Genomic DNA, 18,258 nt, shown 5'->3' with positions numbered 1-18,258 from the left:
GGTAACAATCGGCGGTGCTCGTAGGTGCAGTCGGCCGGTTTGAGACTCGGGGTTATTGCCACCAAAAAAGTATCGGCCTGTGACCTGCTAATTTTATTATGAAATCAGCAGGTTCACAGGCCAAGTACATTTTCATTCAATGTGGTGGCTGTCAGGCCATGGTAGTTTGAGACAGCCTCATTTTTGATGCAGGCCAGTCTTGTTCTACTGTCCTCTGCTCGCTCATATCTTACTTTGGAACAGCCCCAATCAAGGAGGACGAGCAGATGGAACAGCTAATCGCCCGCTTTTATGAACTGAAAGAAATCCAGAAGCAGGTCGAGGATGAGCTTGGCGCGCTGCGAAGCAAGCTGATCGACACCTACGGGGAAGCCGGAAGCGCCGAGGAAGGCGACTTCAAGCTGTCGATCAGCTACCAGGAACGCCGGGAATACAGCGACGACCGCCTTTACAACTCCTTGCCCGACCCGGCCCTCTGGCGCCTCATGTCGCGAGCCGACGCCGGGAAAATCGCCAGCTTGCTGAAGCTGAACGTCATCAACGAGGGGATATTGGAAGGGACGTATGAGCAGAAAAAGGTGCCGATTTTGCGGGTGCAGAAGCGGTGAGAGGGGAAGAGGCCATCTATAGGCAACAGCCACCAGACAGAGTGCTGGTGGTTTATTTTTGGCTTGCTTTGCTTTTGGGGCTATTGAAAGATTTATAGTCCTAAAATCCTATACATACATGACGAGTTCGTGACTTTTTATCTATTGTTAAAGAATGGAAAATGTCCGATAACACAGTTATGGGTTTATATTCCTTTTCAGATACACATTGGATAGTGGAACAGCAAAGCGTCAAACCGAAACAGCAAGAATCCTCCAATTCTATATAGGACCGATGACGGAGAGGAGGAAAATCATTGGCAAATATTGAAGACATTCAGGTACAGATGCCCAGCGGCGGCGAAAAGAAAAGCTATGTCGTAGCAGGCGCGATTTTGTCCTGCAGTCAGGGAAGCCAACTAAGCCGGTTGAAAATGCCGGTCAGTCACGGTGTGTTCGTCAAGGGCAAGCCACAGATGAACATCATGGACTTCAAACCGATGGATAACATCATGCCCTTCGGCAAATGCAGCAGCCTGAGCAATCCAACCGTTGCCCAGGCGACAGCCGCCAATAACGGGGTGCTCACCCCAATGCCGTGCATGCCAGTGGTGACGATGCCTTGGCTGGATGGCAAAGCGGACAAGCTGGTGGAAGGATTTCCAGCGCTCCTGAACAAATCCACGAACATGTGCATGTACTGCGGACAGATCAAAATAGAGGACGATGGGCAAGACCTGGGTGGAGTCAGCATTTCAAACGGCTCCAATGCGTGCCCCGCCCCGGGAGCAAATGCTGGACAAGCGCCAGAAGGGGAGCAAACGCCAGAAGGCGAGCAACCGGCAGAAGAACGAAGCATGTGGGGAGATTTTGTCAAAGGTATTTCCGCACTGGGTGAAGTGCCAACTGCGGTGAAAAAAGCCGCCAGCGAACTGCCGGGCGCGGTGAAGAAGGCATCACGTGAGTTGCCTGGAGGCATGCGCCAAGCGGCGAAGGAACTGCCGAAGGGTGTCAAGCAGTTTGTGAAAGAAGGTTATGTGGACCCGCTGAAAGAAGATTTAGCGACCCTGGGGGATGGCAAGTTTACCAAGGAGGATGTGTTTGTAGTTGGTGGGTTAATCCTTGACGCAGTATCGTTGGGGAGAAGTAGAGTAATTCAGAACCTACATAAATCAGTTGACAAAGCGAAAAGAAATTTGGTAAAGAATTCTGATAATGGTAAATCAAATGTAAGTAAGACTGGGGAAGTTGGGAATAAGGGGACGGGTAAGATTACAGGTTCTCTTAATGGCTTAACAGACGCTGAAAAGAAAGTTGTAAATGATTTGACCGCCAGCGGTAAAAATGTGGAAGTCATTCCAAAAGACCCAAATGCTAAAGTTAAAACACCTGATTTTAAAGTTGATGGAGTTAAAACAGAGCTCAAGACTTTAGAAAACCCCAATGTTAACACTGGTATAACAAGGATACAGAAGGGATTGAAACAGGGGGCAGAAACAGTAATAATTGACGCAAGAGATGCAGGATTGACTGCAAACCAAGCAAAGGAAATTATTAATCGTGCATCCGGGACATATCCTAACAAATCAATTCCTGGTAAGGTTGAAATTTGGACGAATGAAGGGACTATCACATATCCTTAAGGAGAGATGTCTATGGCAAGATTTCAATGTAAATGTGGTGCTACACTTTCAAACTCAAACGCACCAAATGACGTAGAGTTAAGGGTTTATTCAGATAGAGAGTGGGACGATATTATTAATTTAGGAGATTCAATTGACCCAGTTACAATACCGTTTCCTCGATACGATGTTTGGAGATGTACGGAATGTGAAAGAATTTATGTGTTTGATGAGGATACAGTAATAAAGACATATGTGTTAGAGAAGGAAGAATAATTCAGTGAAGGCTACCCAGTACCGAATGAATCCATTATTCAACCAATAGCACGGGAATGTAAATTTTTTTTGTGTAAATGGGTTTTTAACAGATGAATGGCTACTTCAACGGCTTTACATGGAGGGGCGGGCATGATAGGCTCGTTAGCCATGCGATGCATTGATTTACAGGCATCGCCCAATCGCAAAGAAACATGCCCGCAGAGGCTCCATGTCAAGCCACCCCAACAGCCCCTTTATGCGGATAGTTCCCCTTGCAAGCGGTCTCCGAAATGGATGGCCAGTTGCGATATACATTCTTTCCAGCTTCGAAGGGGCATGGTCCATTTCTTTGAAGCCCCCATGGTTGCCAGATAGATGATTTTCCGTAAGGCATCGTCGGTTGGATACGCCGTTTTTGTTTTGGTGACCTTACGAAGTTGCCGATGATACCCCTCAATAATATTCGTTGTATAAATCATCTTACGGCACTAGCGTTGCATAAAAAATCCCTGAATAAATAAACTGATTTTTCTGAACGATATTCTGTTTTCAAATCGCTAAAGAACGGAGTGACCCACAAAGGTAGTTCCGTACATTTGGAATTTATATACAGTTCAACCAAGCGCTACACGGCAGTTTCTTTCCCGTTTATGTATCAGGCTTTCTTCGTTTCGACGTTAATAGCTCCCACCAAATTTGGCTATCCTCCCAGAGCAGCACACGTAACCACCGATAGATTTGAAGCAAGCTCTCTTGGCAAGCGGAGAAGATTTTTGCCAAGAGAAGTAAGCAAAAGGCAATCAGGGCAATGAAAACTTGGTTCAGAACCGCTTCTTGGCTTTTCCCGTAAAAGGAAGTGATTTTCACGTGCTGCTTCAACCATTTAAAGAAGATTTCAATGGCCCAGCGACTACGATACATCTCGCTGATCTCTTGTGCAGATAACTCCAGTCGATTCGTAATCAGCAGGAGGGAGTTTCTCTGTGAATCGGTTGTCTCAATGAGGCGGAGGACATGTTTCATTCGATTTGGCTGTGTCCCCATTTGTACATAACAATCTTTTTTGATGGAACTCCCTTCGGAAACAGGACGATCATACAGATACCGAATAGTGGACTGTCAACACCAAACTAGACAAATTCCTTAAGTGCCTCCTGTTTGTAAACAAGTGGACTTAAATAGCCCAATGTTGAGTGAATCCTTGTTTCGTTAAACTATTTCACATATGCCCCTAATTCTTGCTTCAACTGGGGAAGTGATTCAAACCGTCGATTCTTTACAAACTCCGTTTTGATCAGTTTGAAAGTTGCCTCTGCTACCGCATTATCGTATGGGCAGCCTTTCATACTTAAAGATCGTTTGATGTTGAATGTACGGATGACATCACCAATCGTACGATTGGTGAACTCACTGCCACGATCTGTGTGGAAAAGCTGAATTTGACGCAAGTCTCCTTTTACGCTTGCAAAAGCTCGATAGACAAGCGCGGCGTCTTTACTGGATCCACAGCTATACCCAATCATCTCCCGATTGAATAAGTCCACAAGTAAACAGATATAGTGCCATTTGTTTGTGACTCGAACATACGTTAAATCGCTCACAACCGCTTCTAGTGGTTGATCTTTTGTAAACTCGCGGTTTAGTTCATTCTGAATGGCCGAATCGTTACAAGGAGACTTATGCGGCTTATACTGTGCAATCGTATACGCCGATACAAGGCCGTTCTTCTTCATCAAACGTCCAATACGTCGTCTGGAAACAGTCTTTCCTTCTTTTTGCAGAATTGCTTTGATCTTTCTTGTTCCATAGACGCGCTGATTCTCTTCGAAAATACGAATGATCGCCTGTTCCACCTCATCTTCACTAGATGAATGCTGACTATTTTCGTAATAGGAAGTACTCCGATTCACCTGGAGAATGGTACACATGGCAGACACAGAGTACTTATGTGCATTTTGCCGGATCACTGTTATTTTCGTCCGAAGATCAGCGCTGCTTGCTTTAAAATATCGTTTTCCATTTTTAATCGCTGAATTTCTTTGCGTAGCGCAAGGAGTTCATTCTGTTCTTCCGTTCGGTTGTCTTTTTCTTTGAAAGAACCTGTCGTTCTGCTTTGTTTGACCCAACGGTCAAACGCAGATGCACTCAGATCGTATTCTTTCAAAATATCTGCACGCGTTTTTCCATTCTCGTAGAGTTGAACCATTTGCCGCTTGAACTCGTCTGTAAATGACCGACGCTCACGTTTCCCCATGACATTCTCCCCGTTCTATATCGATTTGCTTTCAATCTACTAGACCTTAAGAGAATTGTCCAATTCAGTGTAGCCGATCCATAACTCTCAAAGTCGGAGATGAGTTCTTGCCTCCGGGAAAAGGCGGAGGCTTTAACTATAATACTGATGAACTCGTCTTGAAGAGCAATCCAACGCAATATGAAGTTTGGCATGAATTGTCACACTACATTCAATATAAGAAAATCGGAAAAGATGCCTATGCAAAATTGCCTCGTACTAGTGGACCAGTTCCGATGAACGATCTATCAAAATTTAATGCGCCTGAGCAATTTGTTTATGATATGTTATCAAATAGTCCTAGAAGATGGAACGCGTTAAACGAAGCTGAACAGCTCCATGCAAATTGGTACATTACTCAATACGGAGGCATTAGATAATGAAGTTATCAAGAGAAAGAGCAGAACAACTGGCACTTGGATATATGAACAAAGATAAGAATGAAAACTACAAACTGGAGTTAATTGATGTGGAGGTATCAAAGATTTCAAAAAGATATTGGGCAGCTACGTTCGAGGTTAGAACATCTGAAGGGCACCCTATAGAAGGACCGTTACTTATACTTGTTGATGACGAAATGGAAAAAGCAATGAGTTTAGATGAGGCAGTTGAGGCTCATCTTCTTGATAAGGATAAGTAAGACAGGGATGTTTTACGAATAACAGATTAGTACTCCAATTCACGGCCAATTTTGGGGGAATGTAAATTTTTTTGTGTAAATGGGTTTTTAACAGGTGAATGGCTACTTCAACGGCTTTACATGGAGGGGCGGGCATGATAGGCTCGTCAGCCATGCGATGCATGATTTACAGGCATCGCCCAATCGCAAAGAATCATGCCCGCAGAGGCTCCATGTCAAGCCGACCCAACAGCCCCTTTATGCGGACAGTTCCCCTTGCAAGCGGTCTCCAAAATGGATGGCCAGTTGCGATATACATTCTTTCCAACTTCGAAGGGGCATGGTCCATTTCTTTGAAGCCTCCATGGTTGCCAGATAGATGATTTTCCGTAAGGCATCGTCGGTTGGATACGCCGTTTTTGTTTTGGTGACCTTACGAAGTTGCCGATGATACCCCTCAATAATATTCGTTGTATAAATCATCTTACGGATTTCTGGGGGATAGCTGAAATAGGCGGTCAATTCAAGCCAGTTGCTTTCCCAGGAGCGAATAATGATGGGATACTTCTTCCCCCACTTGTCTTTGAACATAGCAAATGCTGATTCGGCCTCTTCCAGCGTAAGAGCTTGATAGACTTTTTTTAAATCTGCCAAAACGGCCTTTTCTTCCTTGAACGGTACATATTTCATCGAGTTGCGAATCTGGTGAATGACGCACAATTGAATCTGGGTTCTTGGGAACGCTGCGTTGATTGCTTCGGAGAAGCCCGCCAGTCCATCCTTGCAGGCAATCAAGATATCTTCTACACCACGACTTTTCAGATCTGTGCACACATTGAGCCAGAAGCTCGCACTTTCGTGCTCGCCGATCCAGATGCCCAAAATGTCCTTATGACCAGACATCGAAATGCCGAGAACGCTGTAAGCTGCTTTGTTGACGATTCGATTTTCTTGACGGACTTTAAAATGGATGGCATCCAGAAACACGATGGGGTAAACCCGATCCAGCGGTCTGCATTGCCATTCTGCCACCATTGGCATAATCTTGTCGGTCACCTTGCTAACCATCGCAGGAGATACATCGATTCCGTACAGATCCTTCATGTGTTCCTCAATGTCTCGTGTAGACATTCCTTTAGCATAGAGTGCGATAATTTGCTCCTCCAAGCCATTTGTGGTAGTTTCATGCTTCTTCACAATGTGAGGTTCAAATTCGCCGTTACGGTCACGAGGCACACGAATTTCTGTGTTCCCGAACTTTGTCTTTAGCGTCTTTTTACTATACCCATTCCGACTATTTCCTGAATGATCCCCATCGGTACTATGTTTGGTATAGCCCAAATGGGCATCCATTTCAGCTTCAAACAACTGCTGGATGGTGTCACGGAACAAATCTTTCAGCATGGTGTGCACGTCTTCGATGGTACGGCAATCCTTCGCTAACTCCTTGATCGTCATGTCTCTTTTGTCTTGCATAAATGATCATCTCCTTAATGGGAAGTTTAACCATTTACACAAAACTTTTTACGCTCTCAATTTTGGACTGTCAGGGTCTGTCAAGATTTTTGTGTAAACTCAATCAACCAATATATGAAAAGGTTTCATCCCCCTAATTGGGACGTCTTTTTCGAAACCAATAGACTCAAGGGCGTAAGGCGAAGCGAACTCTTGACGCATTGGTGGAGAGAAAGATCATCCTTTCGGGGATGAAGCCTTTCATTTATTAACGGATGTACGGCTGTACCCGATCTTCAAAGAAAACGGAAAGCTGTAAGAGAATCTGGCCCCAGTTCTGGACTCGTCCCGTCCACTTTTGCAGAATATCCATGGTTACAAGTTATAACATCTTCAAAAGAGCATCATCTTTGGGAAACATGGCTTTACTCCAATTTTCCCTGCCCACTCTCGCGCTTGCGAAAGCTCCTCTCCAGCCGCGCCTGAATAATACCCGGTTGTTCCCTCTTTCAACAGGTCTACAATATAAAACAAAGTCCCTACAATCACACACAGCCCGACAAACAAGGCAACCTCCGGGGCAATCATGACAAACATCCCCCCTGCCACAATCGCGAGAAGAATATACCCAATCAGCTTTCCTATCTTTATCTTCCTCCTATATCTGTGTAAAATCTACTTGATACCCAATATTTTACTAACCAATAATGATAACGGCGATCCTTCGTGAAAAAAAACATCCACGTAAAAGTGAGCGAGACGAACCAAAACGGCCGAGCTTTCGCCAATCGAGCTTGCTGCCCCCTCACCGCTCTCCAATTACAAGTAAACAAGACACCCCGCAAGAAAACATGATATGATTACCTATGCAGGAAATTCCTTGAAAACAAAACCAAGAGGCCAAATCCCATGAAAATCTTATTTTGCAGCGATCCATTCGACAAAATCAAAGTAGACGAGAACTATGCAAGCGAATACAAGTCCGCAAAAGAACAGGGCCTGGAAACGGCATTGCTCCACATAGAAGAACTGATTCACCATGAAAATGCGAATGCAGCCACGAAAAGCGTCAAGGAAGCTGCTGAAAAAGCGACCGCCATCTACCGGGGGTGGATGCTGAAGCCCGCCCAGTACGAAAAGCTGTACGCTGCCTTGCAAAGGAAAAATATACAGCTCATCAATACGCCCGAGCAGTACGTCCATTGCCACCATCTGCCGGAAGCGTATGACCTCCTGAAAGACCATACTCCGCTTTCGGTTTGGCTGGACAAATCGGAGCTTGACGATTCTTTTGCCAACGTCCACGCCGCCTTGCAAATATTCGGGCAAGCGCCGATTGTCGTAAAAGACTTCGTAAAATCGCGGAAGCACGAATGGCTGGAGGCCTGCTACATTCCGGATGCGTCCGACGAAGCGCATGTGGCGCAGGTGACAAAGCGGTTTTTGGAGCGACAGGGTGACGACCTTCATGAAGGGGTTGTGTTCCGGGAGTTTGTGGAGCTGGACTTTTTGGCTTACCATTCGCAAAGCGGCATGCCGCTGTCCAAAGAGTACCGGGTGTTCTTTCTGGATGGCACTCCCTTGTTTCTTGTGCCCTATTGGGAGGAAGGGGACTACGGGGAGCTGAGGCCGGATTTGTCGCCGTTTCTTGCGGTGGCGAAACGAGTAAAAAGCCGTTTTTTCACGCTGGATTTGGCGAAGCGAAAAGACGGCGGCTGGATCATTTTGGAGTGGGGTGATGGGCAAGTGTCCGGGCTGCCCGATCGGGCTGATGTCGTCGTGCCATTTTACGAAAAAATCAAACTGGCGAATATCGGGCGGGGCGTAACTTAACTCTCTGCTGTTTGCAACCGATACGCTATATATCCTTTCTTACTCACCTGGAAAAGAGTGTGAAAACATGAACCACGAACTGTTTCAGCCGACGTTGAAGCCTGATGTCGACTACGAAACCAAATCGTACAATCTGAACCATTACCTCTTGGCTGTCGTCCTTGGAGGCTTGCTGCCAGCTATTGTGCTTGGGGTCAAAAACGCGGGCTGGCTGCGGATCAAGCCGCTGTGGAGCTATGCGATTGCGGCGGCAGGCGTTGCTGTGTTCTTTCTGACAGCCAGGTACGCGCACTTTCTGGCGGTGGGTACAGGAATCATGTACTACTTCCTGCTGAGAGGCAGGTACCGCATTCATATGGGGCTTTTCGCCAAGACGGAGCCGATTCTGCCGGAGGCTGTTTTATATGCATTGCTGGGCAAGGCCGTAGAGTGGTTCTTCGCAGCAAAAGGAGTGCAACTGTTCCATGGAAACTGAAGCGCTGCAAAATTCGCGGCATTATCAACTGGGCAAACATTACTACGACATGAATCGCTATGAGCAGGCAAAAGAACATTTGCGCGAGGCGCTGGCGGAAGCGCCGACGAATCCAACCGTGCTCTACATGCTGAGCTACTGCGAATTCGAGCTGGGCAATGTGGAGGAAGCCTATGAGCTGTGTGTGGATGTGCTGCAAAAAGGGCTGGTAACGGAATATGTGTACCAGCTGCTCGCGCTGATCTTGCAGTCGCAAAAAAAGTGGTATGAAGCCGAGCAGGCCTTGTTGCAAGCTCTCGCCCTGAATCCGCAGGAACCGGGGATTATTGCGACTTACGCGTACCTGATGTTGCAGACGGGACACGTGAAAAAGGCAAGGCTGCTGATGGAGGAAGCAAAGCGTCTGGACCCGCAAGACAGCACGGTGCTGCACTACCAGTTTTACATTGACTTGATCGTCAGCAACAAAAAGCAGCAGCAAAAAACGCTGCAAAGCTATGTGGAAGTCGAGGACGACGAACTGTACAAGCTGATAAAAATCGGGGAAGAGGCGTACTTTCGCGACGATTACAAAACCGCGAAGGAAAATCTCGTCCAGGCGTTTTTGCTCGACCCAACCAATGAGCGCATAAAAGAGATGCTGGATGCAATCGACAAGGAAACACAAATCGTCTTTTGGCCCAATCGGCTCGTAGACAAGCTGGGTGGACCGATCGGGATGTGGGTAGTTTTTGCCGTTATCCTGTTCCTCATCAGCTACCTTGCTCCGTTTGCGCTCGGATACTTTGCTGTTGGATGGCTTGTTTTCGCGGTCTACACGTGGATCTCGCCGCTTGTTTACAAACTTGTGTGTAAAGTGAGGAGTCAGTAGGTGGAGAAAATCGATGTCCTTTTACAAATGACAAAAAGCAACCCGGAAAACGCTTCGGCGTGGTATTTGCTCGGTTTGGAATACGCCGCGACGGGCCAAAACAACGAGGCGTTGCAAGCTTTCACGGAAGCGCTGCGCTGCAATGATCCGGCGCTGACACAGCAAATCATCGGGGAGCTGGGCAAGCTTTCCCTCGCGCAGTCGCCAACTGCCGCGCCTGTCCAAAGCGAGACAGCCGTTTCGGAGGGGGTGGCAGCCGGGAAAGCGGAGGCTGTAACGGTGCATGAGACCAAGGATGCAGAACGGCACGAGGCGGCGGGCGAAGCGGCGGATGAAAATGAAGCCGAAAAAGTACCCGTTTTCGCGATCAACCAGCCCAAGGCTGCAAGCCATATTCAAGGACTCGGCAGCGAGCGGCCCTTCCAGGTCATCTCCGGCGGTCAAGCGGGCAAAAGAGACAGGGCAGAGACGCCGATTACGTTTGCTGATGTAGGCGGCCTGCATGCCGTGAAAAATGCGATCCATATGAAAATTATCAAACCGTTTGTATCTCCCGGACTGTTTGAACGATTCCGGAAAAAGGTAGGGGGCGGCATCCTGCTGTACGGCCCTCCCGGCTGCGGAAAAACATTTATCGCCAAAGCGACAGCAGGCGAGTGCCGCGCCCGGTTTATCCCGATTCACATCTCGGACATTCTCGATCCGTATATCGGGGTGAGCGAGCAGAACTTGCGGGAGGTGTTTTCATCGGCGCGGGCAAACAAGCCCAGTGTGCTGTTTCTCGATGAGATGGACGCGCTCGGCTACAACCGCAGCCGTTCTGCGACGTCCTCGATGCGCACGCTGATCGACACGCTTTTGACCGAAATCGAAGGCATTGATACCAATACGGACAAAATGCTCATCATCGGGGCGACGAACATGCCGTGGGACGTAGACCCTGCCTTCAAGCGCCCTGGCCGCTTCGACAAGATGATTTTTGTCTCGCCGCCAGATGAAGAAGCGCGAGCGACCATTTTCCGCATCAAGCTGCATGAGCGGCCGATTGAGCAGATCGACTATGCGCTTTTGGCAAAAGAAACCGACCTGTACTCAGGGGCAGACATCGAAAACGTCGTCGAGCTCGCTACAGAGGAAGTCATCGCGGAAATCATGCGCACAGGCGTAGAGCGGCCTCTCACCATGAAGGACTTGAAAAGCGCGATCCAGTCGACGCAGCCGTCTACGATTGATTGGCTGCGTACAGTGAAAAACTACGTGAAGTACGCCAACCAGGGCGGATTGTACAACGATGTAGAAGCGTTTTTATCCAGATACAAACGAATCTAAAAGGAAGGGGCTGTCTCAAACTACCATGGCCTGACAGCCACCACATTGAATGAAAATGTACTTGGCCTGTGAACCTGCTGATTTCATAATAAAATTAGCAGGTCACAGGCCGATACTTTTTTGGTGGCAATAACCCCGAGTCTCAAACCGGCCGACTGCACCTACGAGCACCGCCGATTGTTACCATGAGTACGTGTATAAAAATACTTTGCTTCGGGTGCATGGCCTGCATCATTTTCTACAAAGGAAGTGATGGGAATGGATGCAATATTAGAACGATGTGCTGGACTCGATGTACACCAAGAGACGGTGGTAGCATGTGTTATGTATGGTCCTTTGGACAGAAAACCGAAACAAGAAACCAAGACTTTTTCTACCACTACCAAAGGACTCCTTGAACTTCACGATTGGCTCCATCAATACGAATGTACGCACATTGCAATGGAAAGCACAGGAGTATACTGGAAACCGGTATGGAACGTTCTTGAAGGGAGCTTTACATTGGTACTCGCCAACGCTAAGAGAATCAAGAATGTTCCAGGTCGAAAAACGGATGTAAAAGATGCAGCTTGGATTGCTCAATTACTCCGCTGTGGGCTGATCACTCCCAGCTTTGTTCCGCCCGAAAATATTCGAGATTTACGCGATTACACTCGTTATCGGAGAAAGCTGCTCGGTGATGCTACGGCGGAAAAAAACAGAATCCACAAGATTTTGCAGGATGCCAACATCAAGCTGACAACATATGTGAGTGATGTATTCGGTGTATCCGGAAGAGCCTTACTCGAATCGATTGTGAACGGTGAGGTGCTAAGTCCAGACCAAGTAAAAGATCTAGTCAAAACATCACTGAAAAGAAAAGTTCCGCAACTTATAGAGGCTTTGAATGGTCGAGTTCGAGCTCATCATCGAAAAATAATCGGGATGCACCTCGATCACTTGAGGTATCTCGAAGAACAAATTAGGGAAATCGAAAAAGAAATCGACAGGCTCCTCAGTCCTCATTTGGACATTGTTGAACAACTCATCACCGTTCCGGGGATTCAAAAGGATGCGGCGGCGGTCATCCTAGCAGAAATCGGATACGATATGTCTTGTTTTCCATCGGATGCCCATCTCTCATCATGGGGAGGTTTAAGTCCAGGGAACAACGAAAGTGCGGGCAAGAAAAAAAGCTCCCGAACCACGAAGGGAAACAGGAGCTTGAAAGCCGTACTTTGCCAGGCAGCTTGGGCCGCGAGTAAATCGAAAGGCACTCGGCTCGCTTCGTTTTTTTATCGCATCCAGAAACGAAGAGGCCAGAAAAAAGCTACGATGGCCACGGCTCACCTCATATTACGTATTATATATCACATGTTGAAAAATAACATAACGTATCAAGAGTTTGGATGGGATTACTTACAAGATCAGGATCGAGTTGTTGATTATTGGATCAAGAGAATTGAATCACAAGGGTTCAAGGTAATGATTGAACCAACTGAGGTCGTGTAAGTAAATACCATATTTTGGATATATCTAGCAACCAACTGTAGTCCGTCCCTTTTTTTGCTTTTTAGGGGGGGCATTTTCGTATAAAAAGTCGACTTTGCGACTTAGAGATGCCCCTTTTGAATTTCTTCCTTATGCAAAAAGAAAACCTGTATGACCAGTTGGCCAACAGGCTTGATGATTATCCCATATGTTTTTTGTACATCCAAAGCTGTCCGCTTTTGATGACGCGGGCCATCTGACCGACCAGAGAGACTTTCCCCATGCTGGCAAAGCCTTCTTTTTTGCCGAGAGAGCCAAGGAAGCCTTTGTGCTTGAGCGGTGGCAGAGAAGCCGGGAATTCTTCGCCTTTGATGTCTTTTTTCAGGATCAGGGCGATCTGATCCCCTTGAATCTCGGCTGTCTGGGCACTCGGCGCGGTGATCGTGCTTGCGCAGTCGCCTACGACGTAGACGTTTGGATGGGTAGGAATCTGGTGATACTGATTCAGTTTGGCGCGTCCGATGTTGTCTGTCTCGATTGGCAGGGCACGCACGATCCGGTTGGCCTGAATACCGGCTGTCCAGACGATGACATCGCTTGGAACCGGCTGGTTATGGTTGTACACCACTCCCGGCTCAACTCCTGTAACGTTGGCCATGGAGACAAGCTGGACCTCGTGCTCGATAAACCATTGGGAGGCGTACTCCTGCAGCTTTTTCGGGAACGGGCTCAAGATGCTTGGACCACGGTCGATGATTCGCACGTTCAGGTCAGGACGGCTTTCGCGCAGTTCTGCTGCCATTTCCACACCGGAGAGACCACCACCCACAACAGTAACCGTACCATATGGATTGACATTATTGATTGCCATGTAAGTGTTGCGGGTAGCTCCCATGGTTTGGATCGAGCACGTATACTGGTCGGCACCAGGAATGTCATGGTAACGATCCTCACAACCCAAACCGATGACGAGCCAATCGTACGAGAGGGCATCCCCGTTCGCAAAGTTGACGACCTGCTCGTCCAAATCGACGGCAATAACTTCGCCGTATTTGACCGTCAGGCGAGGATCGCTTGGAAAATTAACCCGCAAATGGGATTCCGGCGTAGTGCCTGCGGCCAGAGCGTAGTACTCTGTTTTCAGACCATGAAAAGGCATACGGTCCACAAGGGTAATGAACACGTCGTCTGGTAAATCAGGGGACAGGACTCGCTCGATAATACGAAGACCCCCGTATCCTCCACCAAGGATCACAAGTCGTTTCATAGAAGGTCTAGTCCTTTCTTATGTCCGTTTTTTACAGCACCCATTCTATTTTTAGTCTCTTTCGGCAAAAATGCAAGCACAATCTTTTTCCCGTTTTCTCCGCTGGATTTTTGGAAAAGTCGCGGTACAATAAAGTACGTGACGATGTCGGTATAATCGGTAGGTGAAAATAGATGAAGCCATTGGTAGAATTTTGCGCCAGCAACGTTTCTTCCTACACGCAGTCTGTCGTAGATGCGCTGGAAAACGACCCCGAGCTGGATGTGGATGTTCTCGAATACGGCTGTCTTGGCTACTGCGGAGAATGCTACATGGAACCGTTTGCCCTGGTAAACGGCAAACTGTTGCAAGCTCCGTCAGCAGAAGAATTGCTTGTGAAAATCAAAAACTGCTTGCGCGAGGAAGAAGAAATGCTCGACGAAGATTTTCCGCTGTAAGCTGTTTTCTTAGGATGTTCATTCCTGCCCGCGAACAACCGCGCGTGCCAGGAAACAAAAAAAGAAGCTGATGTCCGTTGTTTTGTGGACATCAGCTTTTTGCCGTTTTTAGTGCTCTTTGATGACGTTGTAGAAGGTATCGCGTTCCAGGGCGCGTTTGCCGGCACCTTTAATCAGCCAGACCAGCTCATCGACTGTCAGTGCCTGTTGGGTGAGGGCGCCTGCCGAGTGGCTGATGCGCTCTTCGATCAGCGTACCGTGCGCATCGGAAATGCCCATCGTCAAAGACAGCTGGGTCAGCTGCGTACCGATGTTAATGAAGTAAGCCTTGATGTGCTGGAAGTTATCCAGCATGAGGCGGCTGATTGCCATCGTTTTCAGGTCGTCAATCGCGGAATTGCGGCGCTTGATGCCGGCCGATGCCTTGATCGGCTGTACCGCGAGCGGGATGAAGACCATGAAGCCGTTTGTCTCGTCTTGCAGCTCGCGCAGGCGCAGCATGTGAATGACGCGCTCTTCAAGCGTCTCGATGGAGCCGTAGAGCATGGTCGTATGTGTTTTCAAGCCGAGCTCGTGAGCCGTGCGGTGAACTTGCAAGTACATGTCTGTGCTCGCTTTTTCCGGGCTCATTTTCATGCGGTAGCGCTCTGTCAAAATCTCTGCGCCGCCGCCTGTCAATGTTTCCAGCCCGACTTTGGTCAGCTCCTGCAAAACCTCGCGAATGGAGAGGCCGGAGATGCGGGAGAAAAACTCGATTTCTGCCCCGGTGTAAGCTTTGATTGTGACATCCGGGTAAGCCTGCTTCAAAATGCGAATGTTGTCCAGGTAGTATTCGAACGGCTTGTGCTGATTGTGGCCGCCGACGATGTGAAATTCACGGATACCGGGATGGAAACGGGTTTCCACATAATGAAGCAGCTCTTCCTTGCTCATGGTGTAAGCGCCCTCGTCGCCTTCATCGCGACGGAACCCGCAAAATCTACAGTGGGCTTCGCAAACGTTTGTTGGATTGATGTAAAGGTTTTGCACAAAGTAAACCTTATCTTCGTTCTTGCGATAATTGACGATATTTGCCAACTGTCCGATCGTTAAAAGATCGTTGGAGTTAAACAGAGTAACGCCGTCTTCCAATGTAAGACGCTCGCCGTGCAAAACTTTTTCCGCGATTCCGGCGAGTGATTTGTCTTGGATGGCAATTGTGTCAAGCGCCATTCCAAACACTTCCTTTCTGGATCGATTGGTAAGGGATATAGAGCTGTACCTCCAGGCCATCCCCAATCAAAAACGTTCCTTGGGTGGAGAAAGCTCTAATGTAAGAAGGGAAAATCTCGGACAACAAGGCATCTATATTATAAACCTCTTAGTATGTACGAACAATAACAGAAGTTCTCCAACTCTCTCTTGTAAAATTTTAGCATTTAACGCCGTATTTTTGAGGCGATTTTGGGTAATGTGGTAAATTTTGTTTGCGAAATGATAGCTGATCTTGTAAAATATAGTAAGAAAGCCTGATCTACAATTGAGAGGAGCCTCACCATGCGGGACGTTTTGCTCGAAAAAATCGAACTCCTTCGACAGCGTATGGTAAATATGGGGTTAGAGTTTGGTTTGGATCATCCAGAAGTCCTACAATACAGTATGCAAATCGATGAACTACACAACGAACTGAACCAGATAGATCATAATCTGTCTAAGGTAGGCCGAAAGAAGAAGTACCGTTTTTATTTGACCGAAAACAATGCCTTTTTTGCATAAGGAGGGGGAGCCCTTCCTTTTTTGTTTGGTCCTGACCCGGTATGAGCGCCCGAAGTGCAGGGGAACCTTGTGAGAAGGGATGCATCTTATGTATACTGAATGTATAGAAAGTGCAGTAGCCTGCAAAGGAGGGAGTCAAGCATGATTACATTGACAGAGAGAGCCAGCCTGAAAGTAAAGGAAATGTTGGCGGCAGAAAACAAGCCCGGGCTGTTTTTGCGGGTAGGTGTCCGACCAGGCGGGTGCAGTGGCTTCACCTATGGAATGGGCTGGGATCAGGAAATGAAGGAAGGCGACGAAACCTTCGAACAGCATGGCGTGAAAATTGTTGTCGACAAGGACAGCTATCCATACATTAAAGGAACCGAAATTGACTTCAAGGAATCCATGATGGGCGGAGGCTTTTCCATCGAGAATCCGAATGCGATTGCTTCTTGCGGCTGCGGTTCGTCATTCAGAACGGCTCTGGCAGAGGGCAAGGCGGAGAAGTGCGACGACTAAGCTGTCCACGACAGGATGAATAGCAAGAAGACAGGACCTCTCTGGTTTGTGCACATTCGATGCACAGGTCAGGGAGTTTTTTTTCGTTTCCTGTTACAAAATGACTGCTTCGTTTGTTATATGAGTCAATTGGAGGTAAGAGGGTTGGAACGAAACGAGATCGAGCAAGTGGTAAAGGAGGTTAGAGCTGGGGATATTGACCAGTTTGGCATCATCATCGACGCGATGCAAAGGAAGCTTTTCGTCTACTGCTACCACATGCTGGGACATCGCCAGGAAGCAGAGGATGCCGTCCAGGAGGTTTTCCTGAGGGCGTACGAGCAATTGGACAGCTATCGGCAGACGATCTCTTTTTCCGCCTGGCTGTACCGGATGCAGTACATCACGGAGGAAGCGGGGCCGGATGAAACCGTGGAAAAAGTGAGCGTACAGAAAAAAGAAGCGCTGGATGTCGCAAGCAAGCTTCCAGACGGTACGGATATGCGCACCGTGAAGTTTTACCAAGAAAGCAGCAAGCTGCTTTTCGAGGTGAGCACGAAGAACCCGGCGATTTCAAAAGAGGAATTGGTCGCGATTGTCGAAAAACTGAACGAGCAATAAACGCTAGCGAGACATGCCGTGGTGTTGCCCGTGGCTGCGTGGGCGTCCGACGAAGATTTGCCAAACCGCTTGAGCGTTCAACAATTGGTAGCAAATTCGTCACGATTCAGTCACAGATTCCCAGATTTTGGACGACTGCTTTCCATTAAGATGGAAGTGTAGAATCGATCAAATAGAAAGAAGGGGTCATTGTGAACAAGAAGTGGACTCTGTTGGTTTCGGCAGTTGCCTTCTCGGCAATGCTGATGACAGCATGCGGCGGCGAAAAAGAACAGGCAGCCAATACCAATACGGCTACAGAGACTTCCGCTGCAGCGACTACTGGCACCGCGATCAACATCGAAGCTAGCAACTGGAAGTTTAACCAGGATACCTATGAAGTAAAAGCAGGCGAAGAGTTTACGATCAACTTCTCGTCGACCGAAGGCTTCCACGGAATCGGGATTGAAGGTCTGGACGTAGATATTCAAAAAGACGGCAGCAAGACGTTGAAAGTCGATCAGCCTGGTGAATATAAAATTTTCTGCAATGTCATCTGCGGACCAGATCACGGCAAAATGGTCGCGACACTGGTAGTCAAATAAGAAACACGGAACCAAAACACTCTGGCTTGCTTTTCGCGGGTCAGAGTGTTTTCATTTTTTCGCGGGGACATGGGGCATACTACACGAGTAGCACGACACCACAAGGGAGGGTCCCTCATGTCCAAGCACAACAACAAAGACAAGCGCCCGACAGAAGCAGCGGCAGGCTCGCGCAGTACGCCGCCCAAGACTGGTGAAAATACGGGCCACAATTTGCGCAAGGAAAACCAATAGGAAAGCAAGATGCAAAGCCCTCGTTTTTGGCGGGGGCTTTTTTTCGTAGATGGAAGCGCAGGGAGGTT

Annotated in this window: 19 protein-coding genes and 4 pseudogenes; 16 read left to right on the top strand and 7 right to left on the bottom strand. The window is 47.9% G+C overall.

Annotation, left to right across the window (positions count from 1 at the left end; genetic code table 11):
• The first annotated feature begins 266 nt into the window (after nt 1-266).
• The 4 genes and pseudogenes from AAFJ72_RS17520 to AAFJ72_RS17505 all read left to right on the top strand — a co-directional run bounded on the left by AAFJ72_RS17520 (nt 267) and on the right by AAFJ72_RS17505 (nt 2,485).
• Nucleotides 267-608: a hypothetical protein gene (locus tag AAFJ72_RS17520; RefSeq protein ID WP_432774967.1), complete on the top strand. Its 342-nt coding sequence runs from the start codon at nt 267-269 to the stop codon at nt 606-608.
• Between the two features lie 326 nt (nt 609-934).
• Nucleotides 935-1,324, top strand: a pseudogene (locus AAFJ72_RS17515) (DUF4280 domain-containing protein); the annotation flags it as partial.
• A gap of 120 nt (nt 1,325-1,444) precedes the next feature.
• Nucleotides 1,445-2,230, top strand: a complete 786-nt coding sequence (locus tag AAFJ72_RS17510; protein WP_432777219.1) for a hypothetical protein — start codon at nt 1,445-1,447, stop codon at nt 2,228-2,230.
• A 12-nt stretch (nt 2,231-2,242) separates the two neighbouring features.
• Nucleotides 2,243-2,485 (top strand): hypothetical protein, encoded by a 243-nt coding sequence (locus AAFJ72_RS17505; protein WP_432774966.1) that lies wholly within the window; start codon nt 2,243-2,245, stop codon nt 2,483-2,485.
• Between the two features lie 236 nt (nt 2,486-2,721).
• Here the strand turns inward: AAFJ72_RS17505 and AAFJ72_RS17500 are convergent.
• The 3 genes and pseudogenes from AAFJ72_RS17500 to AAFJ72_RS17490 all read right to left on the bottom strand — a co-directional run.
• Nucleotides 2,722-2,952 (bottom strand): annotated as a pseudogene (locus tag AAFJ72_RS17500) (transposase); the annotation flags it as partial.
• A gap of 163 nt (nt 2,953-3,115) precedes the next feature.
• Nucleotides 3,116-3,490, bottom strand: a complete 375-nt coding sequence (locus AAFJ72_RS17495; RefSeq protein ID WP_432777218.1) for a transposase — start codon at nt 3,488-3,490, stop codon at nt 3,116-3,118.
• Nucleotides 3,491-3,597: 107 nt separating this feature from the next.
• Nucleotides 3,598-4,721, bottom strand: a pseudogene (locus AAFJ72_RS17490) (IS3 family transposase).
• A 62-nt stretch (nt 4,722-4,783) separates the two neighbouring features.
• On the opposite strand from AAFJ72_RS17490, the gene AAFJ72_RS17485 reads away from it, so the two are divergent.
• Both AAFJ72_RS17485 and AAFJ72_RS17480 read left to right on the top strand, forming a co-directional pair.
• On the top strand, nt 4,784-5,140 hold the full coding sequence (locus AAFJ72_RS17485; RefSeq protein WP_432777217.1) for a zincin-like metallopeptidase toxin domain-containing protein: 357 nt from the start codon (nt 4,784-4,786) through the stop codon (nt 5,138-5,140).
• A complete protein-coding gene (locus tag AAFJ72_RS17480; protein ID WP_432774964.1) occupies nt 5,140-5,400 on the top strand; it encodes a hypothetical protein in 261 nt (86 codons plus the stop codon). The genes AAFJ72_RS17485 and AAFJ72_RS17480 overlap by 1 nt, the downstream gene beginning before the upstream one ends.
• A gap of 237 nt (nt 5,401-5,637) precedes the next feature.
• On the opposite strand, the gene AAFJ72_RS17475 is transcribed toward AAFJ72_RS17480, so the two are convergent.
• Together AAFJ72_RS17475 and AAFJ72_RS17470 are read right to left on the bottom strand one after the other, a co-directional pair.
• Complete coding sequence (locus tag AAFJ72_RS17475) at nt 5,638-6,855, bottom strand: IS256 family transposase (protein ID WP_003842338.1); 1,218 nt, start codon at nt 6,853-6,855, stop codon at nt 5,638-5,640.
• Between the two features lie 247 nt (nt 6,856-7,102).
• Nucleotides 7,103-7,261 (bottom strand): annotated as a pseudogene (locus tag AAFJ72_RS17470) (IS256 family transposase); the annotation flags it as partial.
• Between the two features lie 482 nt (nt 7,262-7,743).
• Here AAFJ72_RS17470 and AAFJ72_RS17465 point away from each other — a divergent pair.
• From AAFJ72_RS17465 to AAFJ72_RS17445, 5 genes are all read left to right on the top strand, one after another.
• Nucleotides 7,744-8,667: an ATP-grasp domain-containing protein gene (locus AAFJ72_RS17465; protein ID WP_432774963.1), complete on the top strand. Its 924-nt coding sequence runs from the start codon at nt 7,744-7,746 to the stop codon at nt 8,665-8,667.
• 67 nt (nt 8,668-8,734) lie between these two features.
• A complete protein-coding gene (locus tag AAFJ72_RS17460) occupies nt 8,735-9,142 on the top strand; it encodes a hypothetical protein (RefSeq protein ID WP_432774962.1) in 408 nt (135 codons plus the stop codon).
• Nucleotides 9,132-10,013, top strand: a complete 882-nt coding sequence (locus tag AAFJ72_RS17455) for a tetratricopeptide repeat protein (RefSeq protein WP_432774961.1) — start codon at nt 9,132-9,134, stop codon at nt 10,011-10,013. Before AAFJ72_RS17460 ends, AAFJ72_RS17455 begins: the two co-directional genes overlap by 11 nt.
• Nucleotides 10,014-11,342, top strand: a complete 1,329-nt coding sequence (locus AAFJ72_RS17450; RefSeq protein WP_432774959.1) for an AAA family ATPase — start codon at nt 10,014-10,016, stop codon at nt 11,340-11,342.
• 258 nt (nt 11,343-11,600) lie between these two features.
• A complete protein-coding gene (locus tag AAFJ72_RS17445; protein WP_005833250.1) occupies nt 11,601-12,833 on the top strand; it encodes an IS110 family transposase in 1,233 nt (410 codons plus the stop codon).
• Between the two features lie 178 nt (nt 12,834-13,011).
• Here the strand turns inward: AAFJ72_RS17445 and AAFJ72_RS17440 are convergent, their stop codons facing one another.
• On the bottom strand, nt 13,012-14,079 hold the full coding sequence (locus AAFJ72_RS17440; protein WP_432774957.1) for an NAD(P)/FAD-dependent oxidoreductase: 1,068 nt from the start codon (nt 14,077-14,079) through the stop codon (nt 13,012-13,014).
• 173 nt (nt 14,080-14,252) lie between these two features.
• Between AAFJ72_RS17440 and AAFJ72_RS17435 the strand changes: the two genes are divergently transcribed.
• Nucleotides 14,253-14,516, top strand: a complete 264-nt coding sequence (locus AAFJ72_RS17435; protein WP_432774956.1) for a DUF1450 domain-containing protein — start codon at nt 14,253-14,255, stop codon at nt 14,514-14,516.
• A gap of 108 nt (nt 14,517-14,624) precedes the next feature.
• Here AAFJ72_RS17435 and mqnE read toward each other — a convergent pair whose 3' ends face one another.
• Nucleotides 14,625-15,728 carry an aminofutalosine synthase MqnE gene (gene mqnE, locus AAFJ72_RS17430; RefSeq protein WP_122903128.1) on the bottom strand — a complete coding sequence of 368 codons (1,104 nt, stop codon included), beginning with the start codon at nt 15,726-15,728 and terminating at the stop codon, nt 14,625-14,627.
• A 324-nt stretch (nt 15,729-16,052) separates the two neighbouring features.
• On the opposite strand from mqnE, the gene AAFJ72_RS17425 reads away from it, so the two are divergent.
• The 4 genes from AAFJ72_RS17425 (at nt 16,053) to AAFJ72_RS17410 (ending at nt 17,956) form a co-directional block, all read left to right on the top strand.
• The gene (locus AAFJ72_RS17425) at nt 16,053-16,271 is read left to right on the top strand and encodes a Spo0E family sporulation regulatory protein-aspartic acid phosphatase (protein WP_432774954.1); all 219 of its coding nucleotides are present in this window, start codon (nt 16,053-16,055) and stop codon (nt 16,269-16,271) included.
• 141 nt (nt 16,272-16,412) lie between these two features.
• Nucleotides 16,413-16,772, top strand: coding sequence for an iron-sulfur cluster insertion protein ErpA (gene erpA, locus AAFJ72_RS17420; protein WP_122903126.1), 360 nt, complete (start codon nt 16,413-16,415; stop codon nt 16,770-16,772).
• A 144-nt stretch (nt 16,773-16,916) separates the two neighbouring features.
• A complete protein-coding gene (locus AAFJ72_RS17415) occupies nt 16,917-17,372 on the top strand; it encodes a sigma factor (RefSeq protein ID WP_432774953.1) in 456 nt (151 codons plus the stop codon).
• Nucleotides 17,373-17,563: 191 nt separating this feature from the next.
• A complete protein-coding gene (locus tag AAFJ72_RS17410; RefSeq protein ID WP_432774952.1) occupies nt 17,564-17,956 on the top strand; it encodes a cupredoxin domain-containing protein in 393 nt (130 codons plus the stop codon).
• Nucleotides 17,957-18,258 lie beyond the last annotated feature (302 nt).

Origin of the sequence: Brevibacillus gelatini, assembly GCF_050920745.1 — a bacterium.
GTDB lineage: Bacteria > Bacillota > Bacilli > Brevibacillales > Brevibacillaceae > Brevibacillus > Brevibacillus gelatini.
This window is presented reverse-complemented; position numbering and strand designations above follow the sequence as displayed.

What these genes read in the sequence shown, in the direction of transcription:
- AAFJ72_RS17520 (WP_432774967.1), top strand. Translation starts at nt 267, where the DNA reads ATGGAACAGCTAATCGCCCGCTTTTATGAACTGAAAGAAATCCAGAAG.
- AAFJ72_RS17510 (WP_432777219.1), top strand. Translation starts at nt 1,445, where the DNA reads ATGTGGGGAGATTTTGTCAAAGGTATTTCCGCACTGGGTGAAGTGCCA.
- AAFJ72_RS17505 (WP_432774966.1), top strand. Translation starts at nt 2,243, where the DNA reads ATGGCAAGATTTCAATGTAAATGTGGTGCTACACTTTCAAACTCAAAC.
- AAFJ72_RS17495 (WP_432777218.1), bottom strand. Translation starts at nt 3,490, where the DNA reads ATGAAACATGTCCTCCGCCTCATTGAGACAACCGATTCACAGAGAAAC.
- AAFJ72_RS17480 (WP_432774964.1), top strand. Translation starts at nt 5,140, where the DNA reads ATGAAGTTATCAAGAGAAAGAGCAGAACAACTGGCACTTGGATATATG.
- AAFJ72_RS17475 (WP_003842338.1), bottom strand. Translation starts at nt 6,855, where the DNA reads ATGCAAGACAAAAGAGACATGACGATCAAGGAGTTAGCGAAGGATTGC.
- AAFJ72_RS17465 (WP_432774963.1), top strand. Translation starts at nt 7,744, where the DNA reads ATGAAAATCTTATTTTGCAGCGATCCATTCGACAAAATCAAAGTAGAC.
- AAFJ72_RS17460 (WP_432774962.1), top strand. Translation starts at nt 8,735, where the DNA reads ATGAACCACGAACTGTTTCAGCCGACGTTGAAGCCTGATGTCGACTAC.
- AAFJ72_RS17455 (WP_432774961.1), top strand. Translation starts at nt 9,132, where the DNA reads ATGGAAACTGAAGCGCTGCAAAATTCGCGGCATTATCAACTGGGCAAA.
- AAFJ72_RS17445 (WP_005833250.1), top strand. Translation starts at nt 11,601, where the DNA reads ATGGATGCAATATTAGAACGATGTGCTGGACTCGATGTACACCAAGAG.
- AAFJ72_RS17440 (WP_432774957.1), bottom strand. Translation starts at nt 14,079, where the DNA reads ATGAAACGACTTGTGATCCTTGGTGGAGGATACGGGGGTCTTCGTATT.
- AAFJ72_RS17435 (WP_432774956.1), top strand. Translation starts at nt 14,253, where the DNA reads ATGAAGCCATTGGTAGAATTTTGCGCCAGCAACGTTTCTTCCTACACG.
- mqnE (WP_122903128.1), bottom strand. Translation starts at nt 15,728, where the DNA reads ATGGCGCTTGACACAATTGCCATCCAAGACAAATCACTCGCCGGAATC.
- AAFJ72_RS17425 (WP_432774954.1), top strand. Translation starts at nt 16,053, where the DNA reads ATGCGGGACGTTTTGCTCGAAAAAATCGAACTCCTTCGACAGCGTATG.
- erpA (WP_122903126.1), top strand. Translation starts at nt 16,413, where the DNA reads ATGATTACATTGACAGAGAGAGCCAGCCTGAAAGTAAAGGAAATGTTG.